At 35.1% G+C, this 11935-nt stretch carries 18 protein-coding genes; 9 read left to right on the top strand and 9 right to left on the bottom strand.

What is annotated here, in order from left to right:
* Positions 1-73 precede the first annotated feature (73 nt).
* Genes VB694_RS12070 through VB694_RS12060 form a run of 3 tightly spaced genes read left to right on the top strand, consistent with a single transcriptional unit; the run spans position 74 to position 4304 of the window.
* Complete coding sequence (locus VB694_RS12070; RefSeq protein WP_323360563.1) at positions 74-1156, top strand: HAMP domain-containing protein; 1083 nt, start codon at positions 74-76, stop codon at positions 1154-1156.
* Between the two features lie 2 nt (positions 1157-1158).
* Positions 1159-1890 (top strand): chemotaxis protein CheW, encoded by a 732-nt coding sequence (locus tag VB694_RS12065; protein ID WP_323360562.1) that lies wholly within the window; start codon positions 1159-1161, stop codon positions 1888-1890.
* Positions 1891-1937: 47 nt separating this feature from the next.
* On the top strand, positions 1938-4304 hold the full coding sequence (locus VB694_RS12060) for a hybrid sensor histidine kinase/response regulator (RefSeq protein ID WP_323360561.1): 2367 nt from the start codon (positions 1938-1940) through the stop codon (positions 4302-4304).
* Between the two features lie 11 nt (positions 4305-4315).
* Here the strand turns inward: VB694_RS12060 and VB694_RS12055 are convergent, their stop codons facing one another.
* Complete coding sequence (locus VB694_RS12055; RefSeq protein ID WP_323360560.1) at positions 4316-4681, bottom strand: type II toxin-antitoxin system PemK/MazF family toxin; 366 nt, start codon at positions 4679-4681, stop codon at positions 4316-4318.
* Positions 4675-4929, bottom strand: coding sequence for a hypothetical protein (locus tag VB694_RS12050; RefSeq protein WP_323360559.1), 255 nt, complete (start codon positions 4927-4929; stop codon positions 4675-4677). The genes VB694_RS12055 and VB694_RS12050 overlap by 7 nt, the downstream gene beginning before the upstream one ends.
* A gap of 144 nt (positions 4930-5073) precedes the next feature.
* On the opposite strand from VB694_RS12050, the gene VB694_RS12045 reads away from it, so the two are divergent.
* Both VB694_RS12045 and VB694_RS12040 read left to right on the top strand, forming a co-directional pair.
* Positions 5074-5394: a DUF433 domain-containing protein gene (locus VB694_RS12045; protein WP_323360558.1), complete on the top strand. Its 321-nt coding sequence runs from the start codon at positions 5074-5076 to the stop codon at positions 5392-5394.
* Complete coding sequence (locus VB694_RS12040; RefSeq protein WP_323360557.1) at positions 5384-5719, top strand: DUF5615 family PIN-like protein; 336 nt, start codon at positions 5384-5386, stop codon at positions 5717-5719. The genes VB694_RS12045 and VB694_RS12040 overlap by 11 nt, the downstream gene beginning before the upstream one ends.
* Before the next feature lie 134 nt (positions 5720-5853).
* Here the strand turns inward: VB694_RS12040 and VB694_RS12035 are convergent, their stop codons facing one another.
* The 7 genes from VB694_RS12035 to VB694_RS12005 all read right to left on the bottom strand — a co-directional run bounded on the left by VB694_RS12035 (position 5854) and on the right by VB694_RS12005 (position 10118).
* Positions 5854-6234: a hypothetical protein gene (locus tag VB694_RS12035; RefSeq protein WP_323360556.1), complete on the bottom strand. Its 381-nt coding sequence runs from the start codon at positions 6232-6234 to the stop codon at positions 5854-5856.
* A gap of 182 nt (positions 6235-6416) precedes the next feature.
* On the bottom strand, positions 6417-8243 hold the full coding sequence (locus tag VB694_RS12030) for an SUMF1/EgtB/PvdO family nonheme iron enzyme (protein WP_323360555.1): 1827 nt from the start codon (positions 8241-8243) through the stop codon (positions 6417-6419).
* Between the two features lie 6 nt (positions 8244-8249).
* On the bottom strand, positions 8250-8654 hold the full coding sequence (locus VB694_RS12025; RefSeq protein WP_323360554.1) for a hypothetical protein: 405 nt from the start codon (positions 8652-8654) through the stop codon (positions 8250-8252).
* A gap of 143 nt (positions 8655-8797) precedes the next feature.
* Entirely contained in the window at positions 8798-9127 is a 330-nt protein-coding gene (locus VB694_RS12020) for a XisI protein (RefSeq protein ID WP_323360553.1), read from the bottom strand.
* A 56-nt stretch (positions 9128-9183) separates the two neighbouring features.
* On the bottom strand, positions 9184-9378 hold the full coding sequence (locus VB694_RS12015; protein ID WP_168642454.1) for a hypothetical protein: 195 nt from the start codon (positions 9376-9378) through the stop codon (positions 9184-9186).
* The gene (locus VB694_RS12010) at positions 9365-9850 is read right to left on the bottom strand and encodes a PIN domain-containing protein (RefSeq protein ID WP_323360552.1); all 486 of its coding nucleotides are present in this window, start codon (positions 9848-9850) and stop codon (positions 9365-9367) included. Before VB694_RS12010 ends, VB694_RS12015 begins: the two co-directional genes overlap by 14 nt.
* A 55-nt stretch (positions 9851-9905) precedes the next feature.
* Positions 9906-10118 (bottom strand): hypothetical protein, encoded by a 213-nt coding sequence (locus VB694_RS12005; RefSeq protein ID WP_323360551.1) that lies wholly within the window; start codon positions 10116-10118, stop codon positions 9906-9908.
* A gap of 96 nt (positions 10119-10214) precedes the next feature.
* Between VB694_RS12005 and VB694_RS12000 the strand changes: the two genes are divergently transcribed.
* The 4 genes from VB694_RS12000 to VB694_RS11985 form a co-directional block, all read left to right on the top strand.
* On the top strand, positions 10215-11183 hold the full coding sequence (locus tag VB694_RS12000) for a lipase family protein (RefSeq protein ID WP_323360550.1): 969 nt from the start codon (positions 10215-10217) through the stop codon (positions 11181-11183).
* Positions 11184-11248: 65 nt separating this feature from the next.
* The gene (locus VB694_RS11995) at positions 11249-11419 is read left to right on the top strand and encodes a type II toxin-antitoxin system HicA family toxin (RefSeq protein ID WP_323360549.1); all 171 of its coding nucleotides are present in this window, start codon (positions 11249-11251) and stop codon (positions 11417-11419) included.
* A gap of 20 nt (positions 11420-11439) precedes the next feature.
* Positions 11440-11652: a type II toxin-antitoxin system HicB family antitoxin gene (locus tag VB694_RS11990; RefSeq protein WP_323360548.1), complete on the top strand. Its 213-nt coding sequence runs from the start codon at positions 11440-11442 to the stop codon at positions 11650-11652.
* A gap of 64 nt (positions 11653-11716) precedes the next feature.
* Positions 11717-11935, top strand: a 219-nt coding sequence (locus VB694_RS11985) for a hypothetical protein (protein ID WP_323360547.1), incomplete at its 3' end; no start/stop codon positions are given.

The raw sequence follows: 11935 nt of genomic DNA, 5'->3' as shown, positions 1-11935 counted from the left end.
TTAATGATAAATTGGTGACAATGCTGTTAATCTTAGTTAAATAAATAAATACCAAGATTTGAGGAAAAATTAAATGTTTACTAATTGGAAAATAAAAAATTTAACATTACTAGGTTTTTCCATCCCAACCATTTTAATGATTATTTTTAGCATCATGGTTTATGCTAATTCTAATAAAACCAGGGAAACACTTAAACAAGTTAATATTGCTCAAACAGCAATTAATGGTGAGAATTTAATGACAAGCAGTTTACTAGGTATGGATCGGCGAATGCGAAGATATGTAGTAAACCCACAATTATATAAAGATGCTCTCGAATTATATGCTAAAAGTGAGCAAACTTTTAAACAAGGATTAGAGCAGACAGAGAATGTGATAAACTCTAAAGATCAGAAAGAAAGATTGGAAAAAATGCGGAAATTTTATAATGAGTATACTCTTTTAAAAGAGGAAACAGTCAAATTAGCATCTGATGGTAAAAATAGAGATTTAATAATTCAATTTTTTAATAATGCTAGAGATATTGCTGAAGAATTTGAAATAATAAGTGATGAATTTGAAAAAGTTGAAAAAGAAGCTTTACAAAACAGTATCGCTTCAACAAAAAAATCTATAGATTTATTGACTTTTATAGCAGTGACTGTTTCTATATTATCTTTATCAGTTGTGGTAGTTGCTAATTTTTTGATTACTAAATTTTTAGAAACTAGAATTGCTAAAACTGTACAAGCAGCAGAAAAGATTTCTTTGGGTGATTTAACACAATCTGTTGTAGAAGATGTGTCTAGTAATCAAGATGAAGTAGGGCAACTACTTAAAGCTTTTCAGAACATGACCAAAAAATTAAGTAATCTCATTCGACAAGTACAACAATCAGGCATACAAGTAACCTCATCAGCCACCCAAATAGCAGCATCAGGAAAACAACTAGAAACCAGCATTACCGAACAAGTAGCATCAACAAATCAAGTCACTATGTCACAATTGAGTAGTAATTCTGTGCAAACTGCAGCTTCTTTACGGGAAATTAATCAAGCGATTACTAAACTTAATCAAGTTGCTCAAGGTTTGCGGCAAGAGATGAATAAATTTAAAGTTAATGATTCTGTAGAGCCTTATATAAATCATAGTCAGCAATTCATGGGAGAAAATTAATCATGAATTCTATAACTGGAGAATCAAATATTGTTGAAAATTGCTGGAATGTAATTGGTATTGTAGGCGATCATAATTGTCCCGAATTATCACATTTTATCCACTGTCGCAACTGCCCCGTTTATACATCTGCTGGGCGTAATTTATTAGAAAGATCCATCCCAGATAAATATCAGCAGGAATGGACTCAGTTTTTTGCTGGAACGAAATTAGCAACAGGAAATAGACAAAAATATTTACAACCTGAGTCTGATATTTTAACAAAAACAAAAAAACTTCAAGTAGGTATTTTTCGTTTACAGAGAGAATGGTTAGCACTGTCAGCACAAGTTTTAAAAGAAACGATATCACCTAGTTTGATTCATGCTATCCCCCATCGCAGCAACGAAATTTTAAAAGGATTGGTAAATATTCGCGGGGAATTGCAATTATGTATTTCTTTGAGCAATTTATTACATCTAGAAACTACCCAAACCCTACCTGAAGCCTTAAGTCCCATAGTCTATGCACGTATGATAGTAATTCAAAAGGAAGGATTTACTTGGGTATTTCCTGTAGATGAATTCTATGGTTTATACCGATTTCATGAGCATGAATTAAGAGATACTCCCAATAGCGCGACATCAGCAATTAACACCTACACTAAAGGCTTTTTTCACTGGGAATCACGCAGTTTGAGCTACATTGATGAGGAATTATTATTCATGTCCTTACAGAGAAAGGTGCTGCCATGACAGGAGAGTCAGACTTTAGCCATCTTTCATTGCTGGACTTATTCAGCATGGAAATAAAAACCCAAGGTACAGTTTTAAATGATTGCCTGTTAGCATTAGAAACCAAGCCTCACCTCACAGAAGAATTAGCGGCTTTAATGCGGGCAGCCCATTCAATTAAGGGCGCAGCGCGAATTGTGCAGATTGATTCCGCTGTCGCCTTAGCTCATAAAATGGAAGACTGCTTTGTAGCTGCTCAGTCAGGAGTAATTACTTTCACTCCCGCTGATGTGGATGTTTTGCTACAAGCAGTAGATATGCTATTACAAATGGCTGAAATTTGTATTGGCAACCCCGAACCTCAGTTTGATGATAGTAGTATACAAGCTTTAGTAAATGCGATCGCTCATATCATCTCATCCCCAGGAAGTCAGAAGGAAGTAGGGGGAGTAGGGGGAGTAGAGGGAGTAGGAGGAGTAGAGGGAGTAGGAGGAGTAGAGGGAGTAGGGGGAGTAGGGGAGAAAGAAGAATTAATGCCCTTAGCTGCTTATACAGTTCTTAGTTCCCAATCCCCAATCCCCAATCCCCAATCCCCAATCCCCAGTCCCCAGTCCCCAATCCCCAATCCCCAATCCCCAGACATCGTACAAAACCGAGTAGTGCGCGTCAGTGCAGACAACCTCAATCGTTTAATGGGTTTAGCAGGGGAATCTTTAGTAGAAGCCAAATGGTTAGAAAAATTTGCTGATTCTTTACTGAAGCTAAAAGCAAATCAAGTCAGTTTATCCAGCCGCTTGGATCGATTACAAGAATTATGGGGTAATGCTGAAATAGAGGATCAAGGTTATGGGAATAGTCAAATAGAAGAAGAAATGAACGCAGCGCGGCAAACAGCCGGTGAATGTCGCCAGTTATTGGGCGATCGCCATAACGAACTGGAACTATTTTGTCAGCGTTTTTCCAACTTGGGCGATCGCCTCTATCGTCAAGTTATCGCTACCCATGCCACTCCCTTTGCTGACAGAGGACAAAGTTTTCCCCGCATGGTGCGAGACTTAGCTAGAGAATTAGGTAAAAAGGTAAATCTAGAAATAATTGGTAAATCAACCCTTGTAGATCGGGACATCCTAGAACGTCTAGAAACGCCATTATTTCATATCTTGCGAAATGCTATAGATCATGGCATTGAAACACCCCAAGAACGTCTTGCAGTTGGCAAACCAGAAGAGGGAAATATTCAGATTGAAGTCCTTCATCGAGCCGGAATGTTATTAATTACTGTCTCCGATGACGGACGGGGAATTGATATGGAAATTTTACGTCAAGAAGTCATCAAAAAAAATCATATTAATCCCGAAATTGCCAACCAACTCACCGAAACTGAGTTAATGGAATTCCTATTTTTACCAGGTTTTTCTACAGCCAAAACCGTAACGGAAATTTCCGGTAGAGGTGTAGGTTTGGATGTGGTACATAGCACTGTCCGAGAAGTTGGTGGCACTATGCGGGCAATTTCTCAACCGGGTCAAGGGTTGACATTATACTTACAATTGCCCCTAACTTTGTCAGTTTTACGTACCTTATTAGTAGAAATAGCTCACGAACCCTATGCTTTTGGACTAGCGCGGATTGATCGGGTGGTAATGCTGCCTAGAACCGAAATAATTGTCTCAGAAAATCAGCCGTTTTTCATGCTCAATGATCAACCAGTAGGTTTGATATCTGCTCATCAAGTTCTAGAATTATCATCACAAAATATCAATCAAGAATTTCTACCTGTTGTCGTCATTAGCGATGGGGGAACACGCATGACTAGTAATAATAACCTCCAGCATTATGGCTTAGTTGTCGATCGCTTTCTTGGTGAATGTAGTTTAGTAGTCCGTCCTTTAGATCCCCGACTGGGCAAAGTTCCTAATATCAGCGCCGCTGCTTTGATGGATGATGGTTCTCCAGTGTTAATTGTTGATGTTGAAGATATTGTCCGTTCAATTACTAAAATTCTTTCTAGTGGGCAACTTAGTCAAGTTAATCAGTCTTCTAGTCAAACAGTTAACAAAACCTATAAACGGATTTTGGTGGTGGATGATTCTATTACTGTGCGAGAAATGGAGCGCAAATTGTTAGAAAATAATGGTTATAAAGTAGATGTAGCTGTTAATGGCATTGATGGATGGAATGCAGTTCGCAGTGGTGATTATGATTTAGTGGTGACAGATATTGATATGCCCCGGATGAATGGTTTTGAACTCACAACTCAAATTAGAGGTAATGCTAAATTGAAAAATTTACCTGTGATTATTGTTTCTTATAAAGACCGGGAAGAAGACCGCATTCAAGGGTTAGAAGCAGGGGCAAATTACTATTTAACTAAAAGCAGTTTTCATGATAGTACCTTATTAAAAGCTGTAATTGATGTTATTGGTGAGGGGTAATGAATTTAAATTTAAATATCATCTAAATCTATTTCCTGTGGTTCTGTTACCATTAATAAACCTGCTAAAATTTGTCTAATTCTTGCTTTAGATAATGTACCAATTTTCTCAATTAATACAGCTTTATCTACTGTAAAAATTTGCGAGACATTGACTACACTTTCTCTATCAAGATTAGCTTCTCCTAACTCTAATAAAACATTCCCCATTGCTTTTGCTCGTCGCAAGTTAGAAGTTAAGGCACAAACTATTACAGTTCTAATTTGAGAACCGTTGAGTAAATCATTTTGGATTACTATATAAGGACGAAGATAAGCAGGTTCAGAACCTATTGGTTCTCCTAAATCAATCCAGTAAATATCACCTTGCTTTACCATTCTTTTTGCTGTAATTTTCCTTGATGTTGTCGCATTTTTTCTAACATTATTTTTTCAGATTCATCTAAATCATCTGCATAAGCATCATTAATACTTTGCAATAATTGATGATCTTTTTTGCGACGTAAAAATTCTGCCATTGCTATAGCAAATAATTGACTGCGAGGAATTTTCATTTCCTTTGCTAAAGCATTAACTTGATCATACAGTGATTCTTCAATAGAAATTGCTGTTTTGATACTAGCCATTGAGTTATACCTTTTCTCTGACTGAGGGTATAACTTGATTTTACTCTATCTTGATCATTTTGATAATAAATATTAAAATGAATAGGAAAAAATAATTAGATAGAGGTTATAATTAATTAATGACGTTATTTAAGGAAAACTAAAATGACAACTATTGCTGTAATTAAAGAGCATATTGAAATTACTCCAGGGGTATGTGGTGGTAAACCTCGTATTGCTGGACATAGAATTACAGTGCAGAATATAGTAGTATGGCACGAACAAATGGGAATGTCTCCTGATGAGATATTGCTTCATTATCCCAGTATTAATTTATCAGATATTTATGCAGCTTTAGCATATTATTATGATCACAGAGATGAAATTAGAACCCAAATAGAGGATGATGAAAATTTTGCGGTGGAAATGAAGAAGAAAACCGTTTCTCTTGTGCAACAAAAGTTAAAAAATAAAGATGAAAAATAGAGCTAAATTTCATTTAGATGAAAATGTAAGTCAAGCGATCGCTGATGGATTAAGAAGAAGAGGAATAGATGTAACAACAAGTCCAGAACAAAATTTAATTGGTAAATCAGATGAAGAACAATTGAATTTTGCTGGATCTCAAAAACGGGTAATTTTTACTCAAGATACTGATTTCTTCAGGATTCATAATCAAGATATTTCTCATTATGGTATAGTTTATTGTCAGCAAAAGAGTAAATCAATTGGGGAAATTTTACAGGGTTTAATGTTAATTTGGCAGGTGCTTGAAGTTGAAGAAATGATTAATCATCTTGAATATTTATGAAATAAATCAGCATTTTCCATTTTCTTTGCTGGTTAATTAATCAGTTAGATCAACAATTATAACCTAATTTTTATTATAGGTGACTGCTATCCTAGTTATGTATTATAACAGCGATCTTTATTTTCCATATCCTGTTATATCGACTCTTCTTTCTGTGATTCCTCTCTAATATTAAAGTAGTAATAAAGATTTGCAACGGTTAAATCTGATGCTTGTTGTAAATTAGAAGTAACTAATGTTCTATATCCAGAATTTGCAGCTTGTTGACTCACATAAATTTCATACTCCCGGCGTAATTCTGGCGCAAACATAAATAATAATTGATCACGTAAGGAATAAAAATGAGATTTTTCAGCTATATTTTCGTAGCTGATTTGTTCTGGTGGTATTTCTGAATTAGTTATAGTTTGGGTAGTTTCTGAATTATGAAAATCTGCACTATTTAAAAGTTTTAATTCTGCTGGAGGTAGAGATTTTACCCAATCTACATGATTTTGCCATGATTCGATGATCACTAAATCATGATTATAAATGCGGCTAAGTTCAGGAAAGAGAAAATCAAGTTCATCGTGGGATTCACATTGATTAAAGTCAAGCTAATAGCTGTTTCAAAAAAAATTTAGATCGCTCCGCTACGCTTCAAGAGAGAAAAAAGAAAAAAGGGTAAAGGGGAAAAGAGTAAAAGTATAAAAGGATACTAAGTCCTCTCGACCGCGCAAACAACACGAAAACCAATAGCGAAGTCACGGTTATTGGGGAAGGAACTGAGGTAGCGAGACGCGGAACGGCAGACATCAGGAATGTAGTAGCAAGAACCGCCCCGCAGTATTATAGTATCGCTTTGTCCAATCCAATCACTACCATCTGTTGGCGCACATTGATAATTTTCATGCCATGTATCTGCACACCATTCCCAAACATTACCGTGCATATCATACAAACCAAAAGCATTAGGCGGAAAAATTCCTACATCGGTTGTTTGTTGGCGATTTTTACCCTTGGGAGCATCAGCATAAGTGTTGTTGCCGTCATAATTAACTAAATCAGTAGTAATGGCTTCGCCAAAGTAAAAGGGTGTAGTTGTACCTGCACGACAGGCATATTCCCATTTTGCCTCACTGGGTAATCTGTAGGTACGGCCAGTTTTTTGACTCAGCTTTTTGCAAAACTCTGCTGCATCATTCCAAGAAACAGTTTCTACAGGGCGTTTATTTCCTTTAACATTAGAGGGATTTTTACCCATGATTTGTTGGTACTGTTCTTGAGTTACAGCAAATTTACCCATAAAAAAGGCAGGAACATTTACTATCCTTTGAGGGCTTTCAGATTCGCTTCGTTCCTTTTCCTCTGGTGGTGAACCCATTTTAAAAGAACCAGCAGGAATTTCTACCATTTCTAAGGTGATACCATTACCCAAATCTTCTTTAAAGAATTTAGCTTGGTTGTTAGGGTTGCGTTTGACTATGTTTCCTGTCTCATCAACTGTTACAGTTTCAAACTTAAATGTTAATAATTCAGGTGTAGATGTAGATGAAGTTTTTACAGCAGAATCGCCTCTAGATAATGTAGAATTTTCAGGTTTGGTAATAAGCTGTGAAATTATTTCCTGGCTTGTTGAATTATGCTTTTTAATCGCAATTCTTTCAATAGCTTCTAAGGCATCTTGATCAACAGAGGATACCCCTAAAACTCTAATCCATAACTGCTTTGCTAAATCAAAATTTCCCTGATTTTCAGCTATAGATGCCCTATACCTTAAAGTTTCAACATCTTTGAGGGTGGCAGATTGGTCTAACAAAATGTAATACATTTTATATGGCGGTTCTGCCTTGAGATAAGGATTTTGAATTGGCTTTTGATAGCTAGAATTTAATTGAGGAACATAAGAATTTAAATATCTATCTAATCGTTCTACAGTGGCACAATTAGCTTCACCATGTAATCTTAAACCTGTTAATAGTGTATGGGTAAATGATCCATGTTGTAATTCGGCAATTTTCCAAGATTTTTGGTTAGCAGCACAGGAATAAAAAGTAATCACTCCTTGATGCTTTTCTTCACCTATTCCTAAACCACTACGACTGCTTTCTTCTCGACAAGCATCTAATAACAAAACTACATTATCAGCACGACTACGACGCAATCTTTCAGTGATGTATTCAACGGAAATAGCTGTATGTTCAATATCACCAGGATCACTATCTGCAAGCATTAAATAGTCTTTGTCTGCATGACGCATACCATGTCCAGCAAAAAAGAACCACAAATTATCCTCTGGTTTTAATAGAGGTTGTTCAAACTGTGCTTGCAAAAACCGCCGCAACCGTCCGTAAGTTGGTTGAGTGGGAATGGGTGGATTAGTGGGAATGGGTGGAGAGTCTTCTGTAAATAAAAACACCTGATCAAATTTCGCTTCTTCCCGAAACCAAGCGGCCATTGCTTCTGCATCCCGTTTAGCAAAGTTTAGGGGTTGCAGGTTGTCGTATTGATTAATACCGATACTAATTGCCCAATTCTTACCCATTTTAATCTACGATTGTCGCTTGAATTTAAAAGTCAGACTACCTTTACCACCTACTTTTCCTCCTGTTCCGAATAAACTCAGTTGTCCTTCTCCATTGACTTCTACAGAAACTTCCACTTCATCTAAGCGAATTTTTGAATCATCAGTATCGGCTTCATCTAAGCATTCTCGCATCGCTTGTATAAATCCTCTCATTTCCTGCTTGAGTTTTGTGACTTCAACTTTACGTCTCGTAATTACTACTTTGTCCTTTTCTTTAGTGACTATTATTTGTTCCTCAGTAGTCTTACTTCCCAATAATCCACCTGTATCACCACTACTTCTAGCACCGCTAATAGTCGTCGTTGAGGTTTCTGCCACTTCTTCAGTAATAATCCATAAGCTGTCTGGGGTAGGAAATTCTGCTGACATAAAATTTACTGCTTACAAGTGTGTATTACTATTTACATGATAAATATTACTATTTTCAAGGTAATACGTCAATATAAGCCTGATACAGTTACAATTTCCGGTAAACCCAATCTTGACGTACCCATTGGTACACTAATTATTTATTATCCCACTGCAAAACCTGTAAATTGCCGCTTATAAGGAGCATGAAATCCTAAAACAATATCTTCTTTAGGGACACCAACAGCTATTAATTCATTAGCAATACCAACTTCTGTACCATCTCTTTGTATCCAGATTTTATCATCTTTAATATCAACATGAATAATCACACCATAGGTTCTGATTTGTTGTTTCCAACCAATATTTAATACTTGATAATGATGACGTTGGGTATCAAAAAGCAATTGAATTTCTGTACCGTTAGCTATATCATTTCTGGAATGATTGCTTAAAATATCTTGAATAATTTGCGAGTAATTTATTCTTTCCATAAAACAATCTCCTGGGTTAAAGAATCAAAAATTAAAACCTATTTATCTTTCCCCCCCTAGATAGTTTCTTGATGTTTCTTAATATCTGCTAGTATTTCATCCATTGTTACATTATCTAACCATTGATGACGTTCTTCTGTATAGTCTCCACTACCATTATCAAATTGACGAATAAACCTGATAGCATCAACATATCCTAAAGCATCTACAAGAGCTTTAAATCCTTTTCTGTATAGTTCAATTGGGGTCATTTTCTCCTCCTTGTACAATATTATTAGTAGCTTCTGCTAACCAGATCATTGGATTAGCAACTATTATATTTATATTATCCTTATAGCTTAATGATTTTGACAATAGACGGCTATCAGTAGTTAAGAAAATATCAGCGTTATTTTCAGCACAAGCCAGATGAAAAGCATCAAATTTTTTAATATTAAATGTTGTTAATTCTATCGCTCTTCGAGTAATTTCTTCTGTAACTAAAATCTTATCATGAGCTATTGTTAAGACTTTTTGTACTTGTTCTCTCCTGTTTATATCTGGAGTTCTGGCAATTTCTAATTCTAAAGCTGTACTACTGACTAATTGCCATTTTCCAGATAGACAATGATTGATAATTTCTAAAATTGCTTCAGTTTCTAACCTAATTCGCCATTGAGTTTGGTCATCAAAAGGACGATTAATACAACAAACATCTAAATATATTCTATATTGTTTATTCATATTTTCAAAACATGGTGTTACAAATTTTATTAATTATTAGTATCTATAACTAGCTTCATGAAATTATCTCAAAAATTTCCTCATCTGTGTAAACTGTTTCATTCTTTTGCATTAAGTAAGAACGCAATGCGCGGAATTTGTGTGTAAAGATGTAGTCCTCAATAGCTTTACCAACTAAACTATCAGCAGATATACCTTCAGTTTGAGTAATTTCTAAAAGTGCTGCTTTCAGTTCTGGAGTAATAATAATGGTTAGGGTATCTTGCATATTTTATCAGCGAGCTACATAATTTATTATACAATATATCTGGCTACTATATCTATTTTGCACAAATAAAATCAAAATTTTACCTCTTTAACCAACATGAAAACATCAACCGACAGACAACGCACCCTAGAAATGGCTTGTATTTCTCAACTCGCTTACGTCGCCTATAAACAAGGAAATGATATAGTTAGCGATATCCTAAAAACAGGTTCTCCATCATTTTTTCCACCATATCAAACCATAGAATTTATCTCAGCACCACGTCCTTTAAGCGATACCGATGAATTAGTTTGTTGTGGTTTACTCCTATCCACAGAAAATGATATTGTCATTGCTATTAGAGGTACAGAAAGATTAGATGATTACTTCTTTAACTTACTAGCATTCCCCAATTCAGAAGCAATTCACTCCGGTTTTAATCTTTATGTTAAAAGTTTCTGGCAACAATTACAAGACTTTATCCAAATAGAAGAAAACGCCAACAAAAATATTTTCGTCACTGGACATAGTTTAGGCGGTGCTGCGGCTACATTAATTACTAAACGAATTAGTGAAACCGAATTAAAACCTATTGCACCTTATACTTTAGAAACCTATACATTTGGCGCACCACCAGTTAGCACAATAGAATTAATTCTTGATACTCCTATCTATAGATTTAGAAATATCGGTGATTTCATTCCTAATTTACCGAAAATCATCGCTGTTTTATTAAATAGAATCCCAGGAATTAAACAAGTAATTATTAATTGGAAACCAGAACTATTAAAAACACTCGCTGATTATTCTCATGTAGGTAATGAATATTGTCTTAATAAAAAATATGAAATTATTGAACAAACGGAAACTAACTTACCTAATATGCAATTTATTTTGCAAATTTCCAGTTTATTAGCTGCACAATTAAAATCACCATCTCAAGCAGATGTTAATAAATTTCGGTTGTTAATAAATACCTTAATTCAAACATCATTAGAGGAACATCGTACCATTAAATATGTAGAAAGAATCAGTTTTGGGAAACTTCCGGCTTATATTTCTAATTTGCATGATGATGAGGAGTAAAATAGAGATTATAAAAGATGAGAAAATTTATAACATAAATTTCACCTCTACAGATAGATGTTAATATGAAAGTAAAAGTTGTGATTCAGCGACTAGAAGCTGATGGTTGGTATTTAGCAAGAACCAGAGGAAGTCACCGACAGTTTAAACATCCTGATAAAATTGGTACTGTTACAGTTTCCGGTAAACCTAATATTGATGTACCCATTGGTACAATAAAAAGTATTTGGAGATAAACACAATTGGAATAAGAATAATGCGTTATACAGTAGTAATTGAAAAAGGAAATACCAGTTATGGTGCTTATGTTCCCGACTTACCCGGTTGTATAGCTGTGGCTGAAACATTAGCAGAAGTTCAACAAATGATTGTTGAAGCCATAGAATTTCATATAGAAGGTTTAATAGAGTCAGGTTTACCAATTCCCCAACCTACAAGTATCGCCCAAGAAGTTGAGGTTTTAATTTAAGTAGTAATATAAATATGAATAAATAGGGAAATTGGCAACCTGTACCTAAAAATGGTGGTTAAAAATGGAAACAATGAAATTGCTGGCACATATCGGCACAGATGGTATATTAAAAATCCAAACCCATACAAATTTTAAAGATAAATCTGTAGAAGTATTGGTAGTTGTCCAACCATTAGATAATAAAGAAACTACCACAATTAAACATAACGCTTGGGGAAAAATTACTACTAAAAAATCAATTCAAGAAGCAATTAGTAGAATGAAACAACTAAGAAAAGGG

This window comes from Anabaena sp. UHCC 0451 (assembly GCF_034931405.1).
Classification (GTDB): domain Bacteria; phylum Cyanobacteriota; class Cyanobacteriia; order Cyanobacteriales; family Nostocaceae; genus RDYJ01.
This window is presented reverse-complemented; position numbering and strand designations above follow the sequence as displayed.

Bases quoted from the DNA above. Each gene is read 5' to 3' on its own strand.
- VB694_RS12070 (WP_323360563.1), top strand. From the start codon at position 74: ATGTTTACTAATTGGAAAATAAAAAATTTAACATTACTAGGTTTTTCC.
- VB694_RS12065 (WP_323360562.1), top strand. From the start codon at position 1,159: ATGAATTCTATAACTGGAGAATCAAATATTGTTGAAAATTGCTGGAAT.
- VB694_RS12060 (WP_323360561.1), top strand. From the start codon at position 1,938: ATGGAAATAAAAACCCAAGGTACAGTTTTAAATGATTGCCTGTTAGCA.
- VB694_RS12055 (WP_323360560.1), bottom strand. From the start codon at position 4,681: ATGGTAAAGCAAGGTGATATTTACTGGATTGATTTAGGAGAACCAATA.
- VB694_RS12050 (WP_323360559.1), bottom strand. From the start codon at position 4,929: ATGGCTAGTATCAAAACAGCAATTTCTATTGAAGAATCACTGTATGAT.
- VB694_RS12045 (WP_323360558.1), top strand. From the start codon at position 5,074: ATGACAACTATTGCTGTAATTAAAGAGCATATTGAAATTACTCCAGGG.
- VB694_RS12040 (WP_323360557.1), top strand. From the start codon at position 5,384: ATGAAAAATAGAGCTAAATTTCATTTAGATGAAAATGTAAGTCAAGCG.
- VB694_RS12030 (WP_323360555.1), bottom strand. From the start codon at position 8,243: ATGGGTAAGAATTGGGCAATTAGTATCGGTATTAATCAATACGACAAC.
- VB694_RS12025 (WP_323360554.1), bottom strand. From the start codon at position 8,654: ATGTCAGCAGAATTTCCTACCCCAGACAGCTTATGGATTATTACTGAA.
- VB694_RS12020 (WP_323360553.1), bottom strand. From the start codon at position 9,127: ATGGAAAGAATAAATTACTCGCAAATTATTCAAGATATTTTAAGCAAT.
- VB694_RS12015 (WP_168642454.1), bottom strand. From the start codon at position 9,378: ATGACCCCAATTGAACTATACAGAAAAGGATTTAAAGCTCTTGTAGAT.
- VB694_RS12010 (WP_323360552.1), bottom strand. From the start codon at position 9,850: ATGAATAAACAATATAGAATATATTTAGATGTTTGTTGTATTAATCGT.
- VB694_RS12005 (WP_323360551.1), bottom strand. From the start codon at position 10,118: ATGCAAGATACCCTAACCATTATTATTACTCCAGAACTGAAAGCAGCA.
- VB694_RS12000 (WP_323360550.1), top strand. From the start codon at position 10,215: ATGAAAACATCAACCGACAGACAACGCACCCTAGAAATGGCTTGTATT.
- VB694_RS11995 (WP_323360549.1), top strand. From the start codon at position 11,249: ATGAAAGTAAAAGTTGTGATTCAGCGACTAGAAGCTGATGGTTGGTAT.
- VB694_RS11990 (WP_323360548.1), top strand. From the start codon at position 11,440: ATGCGTTATACAGTAGTAATTGAAAAAGGAAATACCAGTTATGGTGCT.